Annotated in this window: 18 protein-coding genes; 5 read left to right on the forward strand and 13 right to left on the reverse strand. The window is 68.6% G+C overall.

Going from position 1 to position 14195, the window contains the following annotated elements; translation table 11 throughout:
- Nucleotides 1-3: 3 nt before the first annotated feature.
- The 4 genes from rdgB to IE325_RS37010 all read right to left on the reverse strand — a co-directional run bounded on the left by rdgB (nucleotide 4) and on the right by IE325_RS37010 (nucleotide 2264).
- Nucleotides 4-609: an RdgB/HAM1 family non-canonical purine NTP pyrophosphatase gene (gene rdgB, locus IE325_RS36995; protein WP_190074543.1), complete on the reverse strand. Its 606-nt coding sequence runs from the start codon at nucleotides 607-609 to the stop codon at nucleotides 4-6.
- A 33-nt stretch (nucleotides 610-642) separates the two neighbouring features.
- Nucleotides 643-1047: a hypothetical protein gene (locus IE325_RS37000; protein ID WP_190074544.1), complete on the reverse strand. Its 405-nt coding sequence runs from the start codon at nucleotides 1045-1047 to the stop codon at nucleotides 643-645.
- 148 nt (nucleotides 1048-1195) lie between these two features.
- Nucleotides 1196-1951, reverse strand: coding sequence for a ribonuclease PH (gene rph, locus IE325_RS37005; protein WP_190074545.1), 756 nt, complete (start codon nucleotides 1949-1951; stop codon nucleotides 1196-1198).
- Nucleotides 1952-2030: 79 nt separating this feature from the next.
- Nucleotides 2031-2264 (reverse strand): PTS sugar transporter subunit IIB, encoded by a 234-nt coding sequence (locus IE325_RS37010; protein ID WP_190074546.1) that lies wholly within the window; start codon nucleotides 2262-2264, stop codon nucleotides 2031-2033.
- Nucleotides 2265-2415: 151 nt separating this feature from the next.
- On the opposite strand from IE325_RS37010, the gene IE325_RS37015 reads away from it, so the two are divergent.
- Nucleotides 2416-3708 carry a PTS transporter subunit EIIC gene (locus IE325_RS37015; RefSeq protein ID WP_190074547.1) on the forward strand — a complete coding sequence of 431 codons (1293 nt, stop codon included), beginning with the start codon at nucleotides 2416-2418 and terminating at the stop codon, nucleotides 3706-3708.
- Between the two features lie 187 nt (nucleotides 3709-3895).
- Complete coding sequence (locus tag IE325_RS37020) at nucleotides 3896-5161, forward strand: PTS transporter subunit EIIC (protein ID WP_190074548.1); 1266 nt, start codon at nucleotides 3896-3898, stop codon at nucleotides 5159-5161.
- Between the two features lie 92 nt (nucleotides 5162-5253).
- Here the strand turns inward: IE325_RS37020 and IE325_RS37025 are convergent, their stop codons facing one another.
- Nucleotides 5254-6006 (reverse strand): MBL fold metallo-hydrolase, encoded by a 753-nt coding sequence (locus IE325_RS37025; RefSeq protein WP_190074549.1) that lies wholly within the window; start codon nucleotides 6004-6006, stop codon nucleotides 5254-5256.
- A gap of 231 nt (nucleotides 6007-6237) precedes the next feature.
- Between IE325_RS37025 and IE325_RS37030 the strand changes: the two genes are divergently transcribed.
- Complete coding sequence (locus tag IE325_RS37030; protein ID WP_190074550.1) at nucleotides 6238-6744, forward strand: type II toxin-antitoxin system PemK/MazF family toxin; 507 nt, start codon at nucleotides 6238-6240, stop codon at nucleotides 6742-6744.
- Between the two features lie 20 nt (nucleotides 6745-6764).
- Here the strand turns inward: IE325_RS37030 and IE325_RS37035 are convergent, their stop codons facing one another.
- The 7 genes from IE325_RS37035 to clpS form a co-directional block, all read right to left on the reverse strand.
- Nucleotides 6765-7715, reverse strand: coding sequence for a PLP-dependent cysteine synthase family protein (locus tag IE325_RS37035; protein WP_190074551.1), 951 nt, complete (start codon nucleotides 7713-7715; stop codon nucleotides 6765-6767).
- Nucleotides 7716-7721: 6 nt separating this feature from the next.
- Nucleotides 7722-8000, reverse strand: a complete 279-nt coding sequence (locus IE325_RS37040; RefSeq protein ID WP_190074552.1) for a MoaD/ThiS family protein — start codon at nucleotides 7998-8000, stop codon at nucleotides 7722-7724.
- A gap of 86 nt (nucleotides 8001-8086) precedes the next feature.
- Nucleotides 8087-8182: a putative leader peptide gene (locus IE325_RS47150; RefSeq protein ID WP_350896351.1), complete on the reverse strand. Its 96-nt coding sequence runs from the start codon at nucleotides 8180-8182 to the stop codon at nucleotides 8087-8089.
- Nucleotides 8183-8262: 80 nt separating this feature from the next.
- Nucleotides 8263-8685, reverse strand: coding sequence for a M67 family metallopeptidase (locus tag IE325_RS37045; protein WP_190074553.1), 423 nt, complete (start codon nucleotides 8683-8685; stop codon nucleotides 8263-8265).
- A 159-nt stretch (nucleotides 8686-8844) separates the two neighbouring features.
- The gene (locus IE325_RS37050) at nucleotides 8845-10284 is read right to left on the reverse strand and encodes an amino acid permease (RefSeq protein ID WP_190074554.1); all 1440 of its coding nucleotides are present in this window, start codon (nucleotides 10282-10284) and stop codon (nucleotides 8845-8847) included.
- 339 nt (nucleotides 10285-10623) lie between these two features.
- On the reverse strand, nucleotides 10624-11232 hold the full coding sequence (locus tag IE325_RS37055) for a DUF2017 domain-containing protein (protein WP_190074555.1): 609 nt from the start codon (nucleotides 11230-11232) through the stop codon (nucleotides 10624-10626).
- A 12-nt stretch (nucleotides 11233-11244) separates the two neighbouring features.
- A complete protein-coding gene (clpS, locus tag IE325_RS37060; RefSeq protein ID WP_190074556.1) occupies nucleotides 11245-11562 on the reverse strand; it encodes an ATP-dependent Clp protease adapter ClpS in 318 nt (105 codons plus the stop codon).
- Between the two features lie 57 nt (nucleotides 11563-11619).
- Here clpS and IE325_RS37065 point away from each other — a divergent pair, with 57 nt between their 5' ends.
- Both IE325_RS37065 and IE325_RS37070 read left to right on the forward strand, forming a co-directional pair.
- The gene (locus tag IE325_RS37065; RefSeq protein WP_190074557.1) at nucleotides 11620-12978 is read left to right on the forward strand and encodes a nicotinate phosphoribosyltransferase; all 1359 of its coding nucleotides are present in this window, start codon (nucleotides 11620-11622) and stop codon (nucleotides 12976-12978) included.
- Between the two features lie 139 nt (nucleotides 12979-13117).
- Nucleotides 13118-13708, forward strand: a complete 591-nt coding sequence (locus IE325_RS37070) for an isochorismatase family protein (RefSeq protein ID WP_190074558.1) — start codon at nucleotides 13118-13120, stop codon at nucleotides 13706-13708.
- Between the two features lie 137 nt (nucleotides 13709-13845).
- On the opposite strand, the gene IE325_RS37075 is transcribed toward IE325_RS37070, so the two are convergent.
- Nucleotides 13846-14178 (reverse strand): hypothetical protein, encoded by a 333-nt coding sequence (locus IE325_RS37075; protein WP_190074559.1) that lies wholly within the window; start codon nucleotides 14176-14178, stop codon nucleotides 13846-13848.
- Between the last annotated feature and the right edge of the window lie 17 nt (nucleotides 14179-14195).

The raw sequence follows: 14195 nt of genomic DNA on the forward strand, positions 1-14195 counted from the left end.
TCCCTACTGCGCGAGCAGTTCCCGTACGACGGGCACCAGCGCCCGGAACGCCTTCCCCCGATGGCTGATCGCGTTCTTCTCCTCGGGGCTCAGCTCGGCGCAGGTTCTGCTGTCGCCGTCCGGCTGGAGGATGGGGTCGTAGCCGAAGCCGTTGGTGCCGGCGGGGGCGTGCCTCAGGGTGCCGCGCAGCTGGCCCTCGACGACTCGCTCCGTGCCGTCGGGCAGGGCGAGGGCGGCGGCGCAGGCGAAGTGGGCGCCGCGGTGGGCGTCGTCGATGTCGCCGAGCTGGGCGAGCAGCAGTTCCAGGTTGGCCCGGTCGTCGCCGTGTCCGCCCGCCCAGCGAGCCGAGAAGATGCCGGGGGCGCCGTTCAGGACGTCGACGCAGAGACCGGAGTCGTCGGCGACCGCCGGGAGGCCCGTGGCCTGCGCGAGGGCGTGGGCCTTGAGCAGCGCGTTCTCGGCGAAGGTGACGCCGGTTTCCTTGACGTCGGGGATGTCCGGGTAGGCGTCCGCGCCGACGAGGTCATGGTCGAGACCTGCGTCGGCGAGGATCGCCCTGAGCTCGGTGATCTTTCCGGCGTTGCGGGTGGCGAGGATGAGGCGGGTCATGCGGTCCAGTATCCCGGCCACGGCAAGCGGGTTTTACGGGGTGCAGACCTTGGTCAGTTCACCCGCGGCTTCCGTGATCGGGCTGATGTCCGGGGTCTCGTCGCCGTTCTTCACCGCGTCGCGGACGTTGGTGACGGCCTGCTGGAGGTCGTCCACCGCCTTGTTGACGTCGGTGTTGTCGGTCTTGTCGCCGATCTTGTCGAGGTTCTTGTCGATGGAGTTCAGCGACTCCTCGAGCTGCGTCGGGTCGTTCGCTGCGCTCTCCACGGCCTGCTGGAGTTCGGTGACGCTGTCGGCGACGGCTTCGGCGGTCTGGACGCAGTCCAGCGCCTTGTTGACGGCGTCACAGCCGGTGGTGAGCCCCGCGGTCAGCCCTACGGCCGCGATGGCTGCGGCGGCTATGGCGATACGGCTCCGGCGTCGTCGGCTCGTGGCCATGCTTGACGATCCCTCCCTGCTCAGGCCTCGCAGGCCCCCGTGCGGTCACTGGCCGGGCGTACAGCGGTGTGCCGTACGCCCGTACCCCTAGTGACGCCAGGAAGGACGGCTCGGTTGCCCCGGGCTGCGCTTGTTCTTGGTATGTCCTTTACTTTTCGAGGACCGTATCAAGTGCCTTGCGCTGAAGTTCCGCCAGCTCCCCGCAGCCCGAAACCGCCAGGTCCAGCAGGGAGTTGAGCTCGTCCCGGGCGAAGGGCTCGGCCTCGGCGGTGCCCTGGACCTCGACGAAGCGGCCGTCGCCGGTGCAGACGACGTTCATGTCGGTGTCGGCCTTGACGTCCTCCACATAGCAGAGGTCGAGGAGCGGGACGCCGCCGACGATGCCGACCGAGACGGCGCTGACGGTGCCGGTGAGCGGCTTGCGTCCGGCCTTGATCAGCTTCTTGCCCTGGGCCCAGGCGATCGCGTCGGCCAGCGCGACGTAAGCGCCGGTGATGGCGGCCGTACGCGTGCCGCCGTCGGCCTGGAGGACGTCGCAGTCGAGGACGATCGTGTTCTCGCCGAGCGCCTTGTAGTCGATGACGGCGCGCAGGGAGCGGCCGATGAGGCGGCTGATCTCGTGGGTGCGGCCGCCGATCTTGCCGCGGACGGACTCGCGGTCGCCGCGGGTGTTGGTGGCGCGGGGCAGCATGGCGTACTCCGCGGTGACCCAGCCCTCGCCACTGCCCTTGCGCCAGCGCGGAACTCCTTCGGTGAAGGATGCGGTGCACAGGACCTTGGTGTCACCGAAGGAGACGAGGACGGAGCCCTCCGCGTGCTTGCTCCAGGCGCGTTCGATGGTGACCGGGCGGAGCTGTGCGGGGGTACGACCGTCGATTCGGGGATCTGAGGTGGTGGCTGCCATGGCGTGAGCCTAGCCCCACGTACGGAAGGGGCCCCTCCCGCGGTGGAGAGAGGCCCCTTCGGTGAGCGCCGGGGTGGGCTCACATCATGTCTTCGATCTCCGCCGCGAGCGGGTCGGCGTCGGTGCCGATGACGACCTGGATGGCGGTGCCCATCTTCACGACGCCATGGGCGCCGGCGGCCTTCAGGGCGGCCTCGTCGACCAGCGAGGCGTCGCTGACCTCGGTGCGGAGCCGGGTGATGCAGCCCTCGATCTCCTCGATGTTGTCGATGCCGCCGAGCCCGGCGACGATCTTCTCAGCCTTGGTGGCCATGTGCCTTCTCCCTGATCCGAACCGCTTTGTCGCAGTAACCCACAGTTGGCCCAACTTCGCGAGCGGTCATGCCGTAGGTGCCGAAGGATGGCGTTCACGACAGCGGAACCGTCACGTCAACTGGTCTACACCACCTTACCGAGGGGCGTCCATGAGTGCCGACAGCTCCGCCATCAGCCCTGCGCGGGTTCGCTGGAACAAGTTCTTCCAGGGCCTGCAGAAGATGGGCCGCAGCCTTCAACTGCCCATCGCCGTCCTGCCCGCAGCCGGCATCATCAACCGCCTCGGCCAGCCCGATGTGTTCGGCGACGAGGGGCTCGGCTGGACCGATGTCTCCAAGGTGATGGTGGGGGCGGGCAGCGCGCTCCTGGACAGTTCGCTCGGGCTGCCGCTGCTGTTCTGCGTGGGTGTGGCCATCGGCATGGCGAAGAAGTCGGACGGTTCGACGGCACTGGCGGCGGTCGCGGGGTTCCTCGTCTACTACACGGTGCTGCGCCAGTTCCCGGAGGACTGCGCGGAGGGCTCGAAGGCGGTGCCGAACGTCGGCTGCCAGGTGCAGGACGGGACGGTCACCGTCTTCACGTACCAGAATCCGGGTGTCTTCGGCGGCATCGTGATGGGCCTGCTGGCGGCCTTCTTCTGGGCGCGCTTCCACCGTACGAAGCTGGTGGACTGGCTCGGCTTCTTCAATGGGCGGCGTCTCGTCCCCATCATCATGGCGTTCGTCGCGATCGCGTTCGCGGCGCTGTGCCTGTGGGTCTGGCCGCCGATCGGTGACGCCCTGGAGAACTTCAGCGACTGGATGGACGGCCTGGACGCCTGGGGCGCGGGCGTGTTCGGCGTCGCCAACCGGGCACTGCTGGTCGTCGGGCTGCACCAGTTCCTCAACGTGCCCATCTGGTTCCAGTTCGGCAGCTACACACGGCCGGACGGCACGGTGGTGCACGGCGACATCAACATGTTCCTCGCGGGCGACCCGGACGCCGGCCAGTTCACCTCGGGCTTCTTCCCGATCATGATGTTCGCGCTGCCGGCCGCGGCCCTGGCGATGACGCACTGCGCCAGGCCGAGCCGCCGCAAGGAGGTCGGCGGACTGATGATGTCGGTGGCGCTGACGTCCTTCGTCACCGGCATCACGGAACCGATCGAGTACTCGTTCCTGTTCGTGGCCCCGCTGTTGTACGCGGTGCACGCGCTGCTGACGGGTGTCTCGATGGCGGTGACCTGGGGGCTCGGGGTGCACGACGGCTTCAGCTTCTCCGCCGGGTTGATCGACTACATCATCAACTGGAACCTGGCGACGAGACCCTGGGCGATGATCCCGATCGGGCTGTGCTTCGCCGCCCTCTATTACGTGATCTTCCGGTTCGCGATCACGAAGTTCGACCTCAAGACACCGGGCAGAGAGCCCGAGGACGAGGTCGAGGACGTCACAAAGGTCTGACTAATAAGGGCACTGCGCGTAGCGCCGCGGTTGCGGAATTCACGGGTTCCTTATATCGCCCCCACCGTGCTACAACAGGTCTACACCACTCAGTGGTTTAGACCAGACGCCGCCGTCCCCTTCCTGTCCCCGGGCGGCGCCATGCCCTGCCCCAGCCTACGGCCGGGTGGACCCCCTGGAGGAAGTTGTGACGACGGCCAGCGCCGCTCCCGCGGCCGACAAGAAGAAGGGCGCCGCGGTGATGGCTGTGCTGCAGCGCATCGGCCGCAGCCTGATGCTGCCCGTGGCGGTGCTGCCCGCAGCCGCGCTCCTGGTCCGCCTCGGCAACACCGACATGCTGGGCCGCCCGGAGTTCCCGACCTTCCTCACGAAGATCGCGGGCTTCATGGCGGCCGGCGGCAACGCGATCCTCGACAACATGGCGCTGCTGTTCGCCGTCGGTATCGCGATCGGCTTCGCGAAGAAGTCGGACGGCTCGACCGCGCTCGCGGCCGTCGTCGGCTACCTGGTCTTCAAGAACGTGCTCGCCACGTTCACCGACCCCAACCTGCCGCAGGTGGCGACGGCCGTCGACGGCAAGGTCGTGATGGTCGACGCCCCGGTGGACGCCAAGGTCCTCGGCGGTGTGGTGATGGGCATCGTCGTCGCCCTTCTCTACCAGCGCTTCTACCGCACCAAGCTGCCCGACTGGGCGGGCTTCTTCGGCGGCCGCCGGCTGGTCCCGATCCTGTCGGCCTTCGCGGGCCTGGTCATAGGCATCGTCTTCGGCTACATCTGGCCGGTCCTCGGCACGGGTCTGCACAACTTCGGTGAGTGGCTGGTCGGTTCGGGCGCCGTCGGCGCCGGCATCTTCGGTGTCGCCAACCGTGCGCTGATCCCGATCGGCATGCACCACCTGCTGAACTCCTTCCCGTGGTTCCAGGCAGGCGAGTACGAGGGCAAGAGCGGCGACATCGGGCGCTTCCTGGCCGGTGACCCGACGGCCGGGCAGTTCATGACCGGCTTCTTCCCGATCATGATGTTCGCGCTGCCGGCCGCCTGTCTCGCGATCGTGCACTGCGCCCGCCCCGAGCGCCGCAAGGTCGTCGGCGGCATGATGTTCTCCCTCGCGCTGACCTCCTTCGTCACCGGTGTCACCGAGCCGATCGAGTTCACGTTCATGTTCATCGCGCCGGTCCTATACGCCATCCACGCGGTCCTCACGGGTGTCTCCATGGCGCTGACCTGGGCGCTCGGTATGAAGGACGGCTTCGGCTTCTCGGCCGGCGCGGTCGACTTCGGCCTGAACCTGGGCATCGCCACCAACCCGTGGGGCCTGGCCCTGGTGGGCCTGTGCTTCGCCGCGGTCTACTACGTGGTCTTCCGGTTCGCGATCACCAAGTTCAACCTGCCGACGCCGGGCCGCGAGTCCGACGAGGAACTCGCCGAACTCCAGAAGGCGGAGGCCAAGTAGGCCGTACGGCATGAGGAAGGCCCCGGAACCCAAGCCAAGGGTTCCGGGGCCTTCTGGCACATACGGGCCTGAACCCCGTACGGGCTGAACCGCTAGATCTCGTACGTCCGCCTCGGCGCCGCCAGCTCCACCGGACCGTCGTAGACCTCGCGCGCGTCGGCGAGGTTGACCTGGGGGTCGGTCCACGGCGGGATGTGGGTGAGGACGAGGCGGCGGGCGTTCGCACGGGCCGCGCTCTGACCTGCCTCACGGCCGTTGAGATGCAGGTCGGGGATGTTCTCCTTGCCGTGCGTGAAGGCGGCCTCGCACAGGAACAGGTCGGCGTCGCGGGCGAGTTCGTCCAGGGCGCTGCTGATGCCCGTGTCGCCCGAGTAGGTCAGCGTCTTTCCACCGTGTTCGATCCGGATGCCATACGCCTCCACCGGGTGGGCGACGCGCTCCGTGTGCACCGTGAACGGGCCGATGTCGAAGGTGGACGGCTTGACCGTGTGGAAGTCGAAGACCTCGCTCATGGACGAGGCGGTGGGGGTGTCGGCGTAGGCGGTGGTCAGACGCTGTTCGGTGCCCTCGGGTCCGTAGACCGGGATCGGATCGCAGCGGCCGCCGTCGTGCCGGTAGTAGCGCGCGACGAAATACGCGCACATGTCGATGCAGTGGTCGGCGTGCAGATGACTGAGGAAGATCGCGTCGAGGTCGTAGAGACCGCAGTGGCGCTGCAGCTCGCCCAGGGCACCGTTGCCCATGTCGAGAAGCAGCCGGAAGCCGTCGGCCTCGACGAGGTAGCTCGAGCAGGCCGATTCCGCGGACGGGAACGACCCCGAGCAGCCGACGACGGTGAGCTTCATGAAACAGAAACCTCCGCTGGCTGGAAATCCAGAGAATCCAGAAGATCGGGAATGGGGCGTCGGGGGTCGTGCGGTTTGTCGAGCGTAAGGCGCAAAACCTCCGGTCGCTCCTCCGCAAAGGTCTGTTGTGGGCGAACTCACCTGTGGTGTCACGCGTTCGGCTGGACGCGGGGCGCGGGAGGCTGGAAAGAAGGCGCGCGCCGGTGTGCGGGCGCCGGTACCTTCGTCCGTATGGACACGTCATGGTGGCTGGCGCTGGCGGCGGTGGTCCTGCTCGGGCTGGTCGCCACGCTCGTCGACGGGTGGGGGCGCGGGCGGCGTCCCGCGAGACGGCGCACTCGGCCGCCGGGGCGAACGGACGCGCGTGCGTCGGCCCGTCGTCCGGCGCCTGCGGAGATCTGGTGGGCCAGCGTGCCGTACGAGGACGGGCCAGAGTCAAAGGGGGCGGCGCGAAGCGCCTCGGGTAGGGCGGTGGCGGGAGACGGGCGGGCGAAGGACCGGCCATGTCTGGTGCTGGCGGTGCGGGGGCAGCGGGTCACGGTCGCGAAGATCACCAGCAAGTACCGCGATGAGCGGCACGGGGTGATTCCGCTGCCGCCGGGGGCAGTGGGGGACGCGCGGGGCCGGGCCAGCTTCCTGGAGACGGACGAGCTGCGGCATGTGCCGGTGTCGGACTTCCGGCGCCGGGTCGGGGTGATGGACCCGGTCGTGTGGGACCAGGTCCGTCACCTCTCGTAGCGCCCCTTACGGGGTGCTGATCACGCCCAGAGCTGACCCTGCAGGGTCTCGATCGCGGCCTCCGTGGTGGCGGCCGTGTAGACCCCCGTGGAGAGGTACTTCCAGCCACCGTCGGCCACCACGAACACGATGTCGGCGGACTCCCCCGCCGTCAGCGCCTTCTTGCCGACGCCGATCGCGGCGTGCAGCGCGGCTCCGGTGGAGATTCCCGCGAAGATGCCCTCCTGCTGGAGGAGTTCACGGGTGCGGGTGACCGCGTCGGCCGAGCCGACGGAGAAGCGGGTGGTCAGGACGGAGGCGTCGTACAGCTCGGGTACGAAGCCCTCGTCGAGGTTGCGCAGGCCGTAGACCAGGTCGTCGTAGCGCGGTTCGGCGGCGACGATCTTCACGTCCGGCTTCTGCTCACGCAGGAAGCGGCCCACGCCCATCAGGGTGCCGGTGGTGCCGAGGCCGGCGACGAAGTGGGTGATGGAGGGGAGGTCGGCGAGGATCTCCGGGCCGGTGGTGGCGTAGTGCGCGCCCGCGTTGTCCGGGTTGCCGTACTGGTAGAGCATCACCCAGTCGGGGTGCTCGGCCGAGAGTTCCTTGGCTACCCGTACGGCGGTGTTGGAGCCGCCCGCGGCCGGCGAGGAGATGATCTCCGCGCCCCACATGCCGAGCAGGTCCCGCCGCTCCTGCGAGGTGTTCTCGGGCATCACGCAGACCATGCGGTAGCCCTTGAGCTTGGCCGCCATGGCAAGGGAGATGCCGGTGTTGCCGCTGGTCGGCTCCAGGATGGTGCAGCCGGGCGTGAGACGGCCGTCCTTCTCCGCCTGCTCGATCATGTGCAGGGCGGGGCGGTCCTTGACCGAGCCGGTGGGGTTGCGGTCCTCCAGCTTGGCCCAGATGCGGACGTCCTCGGACGGCGACAACCGCGGCAGGCACACCAGGGGGGTGTTGCCGACCGCGGCGAGCGGGGAGTCGTAGCGCATGACTGATCAGGCCATACCGCCGGCCACGGCCGGCAGGATCGTGACGTTGTCGCCGTCGGCGAGCTTGGTGTTGATGCCGTCGAGGAAGCGGACGTCCTCGTCGTTCAGATAGACGTTGACGAAGCGGCGCAGCTGGTCGCCGTCCACGATGCGGGCCTGGATGCCCGCATGCCGGGTCTCGAGGTCGGTGAACAGCTCGGCGAGGGTCTCACCACTGCCCTCCACCGCCTTCTGACCGTCGGTGTAGGTGCGGAGGATGGTGGGGATGCGGACCTCGATGGCCATGGTTGCGGGCTCCTGTCGGGAGTTGAGGGGGTCGATGGGCGCACGACGGCACGCCGCGGCTCACGGCCGTACGGCGGCAGGAAACATCAACAGATGGCGCTGTTCAGCCTGCACAGGTCGACGTGCAGCCGCGCCACGAGCAGCACGCTCGGCGTCTTGTCGCTCACGTCGTTCAGAACCATGGGGTCATCGTATCGATTCCCTGTCATGGCCCAGCAGTGTGATTTCGCATGCTGGATGGTTTCTGACCGGATGGTGGGATTCAGTACGCCTCCACCACTGTGACCTCCTCCTCCGTGACCTCGCCCTCGACGATCCGGAAGGAGCGGAACTGGAAGTCGCCGAGGCCGTCGGTGTCCGCGGTGGAGACCAGGACGTAGTGGGCGCCGGGCTCGTTGGCGTAGGAGATGTCGGTGCGCGAGGGATAGGCCTCGGTGGCCGTGTGGGAGTGGTAAACGACCACCGGCTCCTCGTCGCGGTCGTCCATCTCGCGGTAGAGCTTGAGCAGGTCGCCGGAGTCGAACTCGTAGAAGGTGGGCGACATCGCGGCGTTCAGCATGGGGATGAAGCGCTCGGGGCGGTCGGAGCCGGCCGGGCCCGCGACTACGCCGCACGCCTCGTCGGGGTGGTCCTTGCGCGCGTGGGCGACGATCTGGTCGACGAGGGCCTGGGTGATGGTCAGCATGTCGGTCAGGATAAGCAGAGGGGCCGTTCCGTACCGAGGGGTGGTACGGAACGGCCCATATGCCGGACGTGGGGACGTCCTTGGGGTGCGGACGTCCTGAGCGGCAGTCGCCGGGGGCGCCACGAGTGCTCCCGGCGACTGGACGTCCACGTTCTCGGGTCAGCCGACCTTTTCGAGCTCCGGTTCGTCGCCGCCGCGGTCGGCGATCTGCGGGTTGCGGTTCTTGAGCATCATCCAGCCGATGCCCAGGGCGACCGCCCAGCCCGCCGCGACGTACAGACAGACCCGCGCGTCCTTGTCGTACGCGATCATGCCGGTCACGCCGATGAGGAAGAGGAGCGCGACCCAGCTGAAGAGCGACCCGCCGGGAGCCGGGAAGGACGAGGCGCGCAGTCGGCCCGCCTCGACCGCGGAGCGGTAGCGGATGTGGCTGACGAGGATCATCATCCAGGTCCAGATGCCGGCCGCGGTGGCGACGGAGGTGACGTAGGTGAACGCCTTCTCCGGGACGACGTAGTTCAGGACGACGCCGATGCCCATGAGCGCGACCGAGACCGTGATGCCGACGGCGGGCGTCTTGCGGGCGTTGAGCTTGCCGAACGCCTGCGGGGCCTCGCTGTTGGCGGCCAGGTCGCGCAGCATGCGGCCGGTCGAGTACATGCCCGAGTTGCAGGACGACAGGGCCGCGGTGAGCACCACGAAGTTGACGATGCCGGCGGCGAGCGGGATGCCGATCTTGCCGAAGGCGTGCACGAAGGGGCTCTCGCCGGCGGAGAACTCGGTCCACTTGACGACGGAGAGGATCACCGTCAGCGCGCCGACGTAGAAGACGATGATGCGCCAGGGCAGCGTGTTGATGGCCTTGGGCAGGGTCTTCTCGGGGTTCTCGGACTCGCCCGCGGTGACGCCGACGAGCTCGACGGCGAGGTAGGCGAACATGACGCCCTGGAGCGTCATCAGGCTGGAGCCGATGCCGTTCGGGAAGATGCCGTGGTGCGACCAGAGGTTGGAGACGGCGGCGGTGTCACCGGCGTCGGAGAAGCCGAGGGTGAGCACGCCGAGGCCGATGACGATCATGCCGATGATGGCCGTGACCTTGATCATCGAGAACCAGAACTCGACCTCGCCGAAGATCTTGACGGAGATCAGGTTGACGCCGAAGAGCACCACCAGGAACACCAGGGCGCTGACCCACTGGGGGATCTCGGGGAACCAGAAGTGGATGTAGATCGCGGCGGCCGTGAGCTCGGCCATGCCGGTGACCACCCACATCAGCCAGTACGTCCAGCCCGTGACGAACCCGAAGAACGGGCCGAGGAACTCACGGGCGTACTCGGCGAAGGAGCCGGAGACGGGCCGGTAGAGGAGCAGTTCGCCCAGAGCCCGCATGATGAAGAAGATGACGACACCCGCGAGGGCGTACATCAGGATGATGCTGGTGCCGGCCTTCTCGATGTTCGCCCCGGCGCCCATGAACAGGCCGACGCCGATGGCACCGCCGATCGCGATCATCTGGACCTGACGGCTGCCGAGACCTCGCTCGTACCCCTCTTCCGGGGCACCCGTGGCCGTCGCGTCAGTGACCTTCGAAGAGGTCATGTGTAGTGCGCCTTTCTCCATGCCGACCCGGGCCTTCGTCGGCCGCGGATCGGGTCTCGATCCCCCCGGATTGCTGGAGCTGTGCCGGGCCGACGATCCGCCGACCAGATGGCGCACCCGGCCGAACATTCGGGTGGTGCTCGGCGGGCGTCGTGAAGATTTATCACGGCCGTCACAGTGATCGGCTACAGATCATGTGGCGCATCACACAGGAAGAACCGGACAAACGAACCGCCGCCTCCCATAGGGGGTGGCGGCGGTGACACGATCGTTATCCGGATTTGAGCGTCCGCTGAGCGAACACAAAATCGTCACAAACGCGCACGAATGCGTCGCGAATTACGGCATCAGGGTCGCGACCAGCGTCTCCTGAAGTCCGCCCAGCCACAGATACGCCATCACCATCGGCTTGCGCGAATCCTCGTCCGGGAGGCGGTAGAGCAGGTCGGTGTCGTCCTCGTCGGCGATGTCCAGCCGGGAGCCGATGGCCAGCCGCAGATCGTTGAGGGCGGCGAGCCAGCGCTGGGACTCCTCGACGGAGAGCTTGAGCACGGCCCCGCCCTCACCGGCGGAGGCACCGCTGAGCTCGTCCAGGGAGCGGATCACCGCGAGGGCGTTGTCCCGCTTGCCGGCCCGCAGGTCGTTCTCGGTGTAGCGGCGGAACTCCGCGGAGTACGCCCGCTGCTCCTCGGCCTCCTTGGCCTGCGGGGTGCCCTCGGGGTCGATATAGGCGTCCGGGAACAGCCGCTTGAGCACCGGATCGGCGGGCGGTTCGCTCGGCCCCTCGGCGAACAACTCGGCGAGCGGGTCGTCGGGGGCATCCTCGGCGGGCCCGGGTCCGATCAGCTCCAGGAGCTGCACGGCCAGCGACCGGATGATGGAGATCTCGACGTCATCGAGGGCGACGGCGGCGCCGCCGCCGGGGAGCGGTTCGAAGGTTCCTGGCATGGAGGCGATTCGCTACTTCCGGTCCTGCTGGAGGGTGGCCCACAAGCCGTAGCCGTGCATCGCCTGCACATCGCGTTCCATCTCCTCGCGACTGCCGCTGGAGACGACCGCCCGGCCCTTGTGGTGGACATCGAGCATGAGCTTGGTGGCCTTGTCCTTCGTGTAGCCGAAGTACGACTGGAAGACATACGTCACATAGCTCATGAGGTTGACCGGGTCGTTGTGCACGATCGTGACCCAGGGGACGTCCGGCTCGGGTACGGCGAAGGTCTCCTCCGCCGATTCGGTTCGTTCGATCTCTACGGGAGCGGGTGACGTCACAGTGCCCATGCTGCCATGGGCCCCACAAATCGTCACACTGACGCAAAGGGGTGTATCATCCTTGCCATGAACACAGCGGACCTTGGGCTGCCGGTGGACGTTCCCTCGACGGCGCTCTTCACGGACCAGTACGAGCTGACGATGCTGCAGGCGGCCCTGAAGGCGGGCACGGCCGAGCGGCGGAGCGTGTTCGAGGTCTTCACCCGGCGACTGCCCGAGGGGCGGCGCTACGGCGTCGTGGCCGGCACCGGCCGGGTCCTGGACGCCATCGAGAACTTCCGCTTCGACGCCGACGTCCTCGGGTTCCTGCGCGAGCGGAACATCGTCGACGAGCAGACCCTCGCCCGCCTCGCGGACTACCGCTTCTCGGGTGACGTCTGGGGCTACCCCGAGGGCGAGGTCTACTTCCCCGGCTCCCCGATCATGCGGGTCGAGGGCACCTTCGCCGAGTGCGTGCTGCTGGAGACGGTGATCCTCTCCATCCTCAACCACGACTCCGCGATCGCCGCGGCCGCCTCCCGCATGTCCTCGGCGGCCGGTGACCGTCCGCTCATCGAGATGGGCGCCCGCCGCACCCACGAGCTCGCCGCGGTGGCCGCCTCGCGCGCCGCGTACCTCGGCGGCTTCGCCTCCACCTCCGACCTGGCCGCCGGCTTCCGCTACGGCATCCCGACCGTCGGCACCAGCGCACACGCCTTCACCCTGCTGCACGACCGCGAGCGCGACGCCTTCCGCGCCCAGGTGGACTCCATGGGCCGCGGCACCACCCTCCTCGTGGACACCTACGACGTCGCCGAGGCGGTGCGTACGGCCGTGGAGATCGCCGGGCCCGAGCTCGGCGCCGTCCGGATCGACTCGGGCGACCTGCTGCTGGTCGCGCACCGGGTCCGTCAGCAGCTCGACGAGCTGGGCGCGACCGGCACGAAGATCATCGTGACCTCGGACCTCGACGAGTACGCCATCGCCTCCCTGGCGGCGGCACCGGTGGACGCGTACGGCGTCGGCACCCAGCTGGTCACCGGCTCCGGCCACCCGACCTGCTCCATGGTCTACAAGCTGGTCGCGCGCGCCGGGTCCGCCGATCCCGGGGCGGCACTGGTGCCGGTGGCGAAGAAGTCCACCGGCGGCAAGACCTCCATCGGCGGCCGCAAGTGGGCCGCCCGGCGGCTCGACGAGTACGGCGTCGCGGAGGCCGAGGTCGTCGGCACGGGCGCGGTTCCGGCCGAGTTGGCGGACCGGCAGCTGCTCGTCGAGCTGGTCAAGGGCGGTGACGTGGTGGCGCGCGAGCCGCTGGACGCCGTACGGGACCGGCATGTGGCCGCCCGGGGCAACCTGCCGCTGTCCGCCACCCAGCTCTCCCGGGGGGAACCTGTCATTCCGACGGAGTATGTCAACGGGCGCTCGGGTAACCGGGCAGGGGCGTGAAGTGAGCGCGCCCGGCGTACTCGCCCAATGCCCCCTCCCGGACCGCACCTGAAGTCTCTAGGCTCGGAAGTTCATCGGCCGGGCCGGAGACCTTTTCCACCGTCCCGACGCCAGCGTCCATAACCGAAGGACACCGACCATGCGCCGCGCCTTGATCGTCGTAGATGTGCAGAACGACTTCTGCGAAGGAGGCAGCCTCGCGGTGGCCGGCGGTGCCGACGTGGCCGCCGCCGTCACCGAGCTGATCGGGCAGGCCGCCGGTTCCGGCTACCAGCACGTCGTGGCCACCCGTGACCATCACATCGCGCCCGGCGGCCACTTCTCCACGAACCCCGACTTCGCGCACTCCTGGCCCGCGCACTGCGTCGCGGGCACCGAGGGGGTCGGCTTCCACCCGAACTTCGCCCCCGCGGTCGCCTCCGGGGCGATCGACGCCGTGTTCGACAAGGGGGCGTACGCGGCGGCCTACAGCGGGTTCGAGGGGGCCGACGAGAACGGCGTGAAGCTGGCCGACTGGCTGCGGGCCCGGGAGGTCTCCGAGGTGGATGTGGTGGGGATCGCCACGGATCACTGCGTGCGGGCCACTGCCGTGGATGCGGCGCGGGAGGGGTTTCGGGTGCAGGTTCTGCTGGACCTGACCGCGGGGGTTTCCTCGGAGAGCACCGAGCGGGCGCTGGAGGAGATGCGGGAGGTCGGGGTCGAGCTGACCGGGAAGCCTGTCGTGGCGTAAGGCGCTCGGTAGGGGGTGCCGCGGATGGTTGTCGGGAGTCTGCGGGTGCGTTGTGGCTTGTCGCGCCCACGCGGCGGAGCCGCATATCGATACAGCCCCGCGCCCCTTAAGGCGTTGCAGTCCCCCTCCGCGCCAGCTCAGGGCGTTGCAGCCGGGCGTCTCATCAGCGCTCTGATCGGATGCCACAGCTCCGCGCTGAACGCGACACCGTTGTCAGGTGCCGTTCGCCATATCAGGCCGTCCGGGTGGTGGAGGACCGCCGTGATCTCGTCCGGGGTCGGCGGGGCCGCGTTGCCCCGTAGGTAGACGGCGCGCATGCCCAGGTTGCGGAGCCTGGTCAGGGCTCGGGCGCGGTTCTGGGCGTGGACGAGGACACGGACGCAGCCCGTGCCGTCGGCGGTGGGTCTGGGCAGGTTCAGCGCCACCACCACGCTGCCGGTCGGCAGCTTGCAGAAACCTCCTGCGGCCATGCGGTCACACCCCCGTG

This window comes from Streptomyces lanatus (genome assembly GCF_014655715.1).
Classification (GTDB): domain Bacteria; phylum Actinomycetota; class Actinomycetes; order Streptomycetales; family Streptomycetaceae; genus Streptomyces; species Streptomyces lanatus.

What these genes read in the sequence shown, in the direction of transcription:
- rdgB (WP_190074543.1), bottom strand. Translation starts at nt 609, where the DNA reads ATGACCCGCCTCATCCTCGCCACCCGCAACGCCGGAAAGATCACCGAG.
- IE325_RS37000 (WP_190074544.1), bottom strand. Translation starts at nt 1,047, where the DNA reads ATGGCCACGAGCCGACGACGCCGGAGCCGTATCGCCATAGCCGCCGCA.
- rph (WP_190074545.1), bottom strand. Translation starts at nt 1,951, where the DNA reads ATGGCAGCCACCACCTCAGATCCCCGAATCGACGGTCGTACCCCCGCA.
- IE325_RS37010 (WP_190074546.1), bottom strand. Translation starts at nt 2,264, where the DNA reads ATGGCCACCAAGGCTGAGAAGATCGTCGCCGGGCTCGGCGGCATCGAC.
- IE325_RS37015 (WP_190074547.1), top strand. Translation starts at nt 2,416, where the DNA reads ATGAGTGCCGACAGCTCCGCCATCAGCCCTGCGCGGGTTCGCTGGAAC.
- IE325_RS37025 (WP_190074549.1), bottom strand. Translation starts at nt 6,006, where the DNA reads ATGAAGCTCACCGTCGTCGGCTGCTCGGGGTCGTTCCCGTCCGCGGAA.
- IE325_RS37030 (WP_190074550.1), top strand. Translation starts at nt 6,238, where the DNA reads ATGGACACGTCATGGTGGCTGGCGCTGGCGGCGGTGGTCCTGCTCGGG.
- IE325_RS37035 (WP_190074551.1), bottom strand. Translation starts at nt 7,715, where the DNA reads ATGCGCTACGACTCCCCGCTCGCCGCGGTCGGCAACACCCCCCTGGTG.
- IE325_RS37040 (WP_190074552.1), bottom strand. Translation starts at nt 8,000, where the DNA reads ATGGCCATCGAGGTCCGCATCCCCACCATCCTCCGCACCTACACCGAC.
- IE325_RS47150 (WP_350896351.1), bottom strand. Translation starts at nt 8,182, where the DNA reads ATGGTTCTGAACGACGTGAGCGACAAGACGCCGAGCGTGCTGCTCGTG.
- IE325_RS37045 (WP_190074553.1), bottom strand. Translation starts at nt 8,685, where the DNA reads ATGCTGACCATCACCCAGGCCCTCGTCGACCAGATCGTCGCCCACGCG.
- IE325_RS37050 (WP_190074554.1), bottom strand. Translation starts at nt 10,284, where the DNA reads ATGACCTCTTCGAAGGTCACTGACGCGACGGCCACGGGTGCCCCGGAA.
- IE325_RS37055 (WP_190074555.1), bottom strand. Translation starts at nt 11,232, where the DNA reads ATGCCAGGAACCTTCGAACCGCTCCCCGGCGGCGGCGCCGCCGTCGCC.
- clpS (WP_190074556.1), bottom strand. Translation starts at nt 11,562, where the DNA reads ATGGGCACTGTGACGTCACCCGCTCCCGTAGAGATCGAACGAACCGAA.
- IE325_RS37065 (WP_190074557.1), top strand. Translation starts at nt 11,620, where the DNA reads ATGAACACAGCGGACCTTGGGCTGCCGGTGGACGTTCCCTCGACGGCG.
- IE325_RS37070 (WP_190074558.1), top strand. Translation starts at nt 13,118, where the DNA reads ATGCGCCGCGCCTTGATCGTCGTAGATGTGCAGAACGACTTCTGCGAA.
- IE325_RS37075 (WP_190074559.1), bottom strand. Translation starts at nt 14,178, where the DNA reads ATGGCCGCAGGAGGTTTCTGCAAGCTGCCGACCGGCAGCGTGGTGGTG.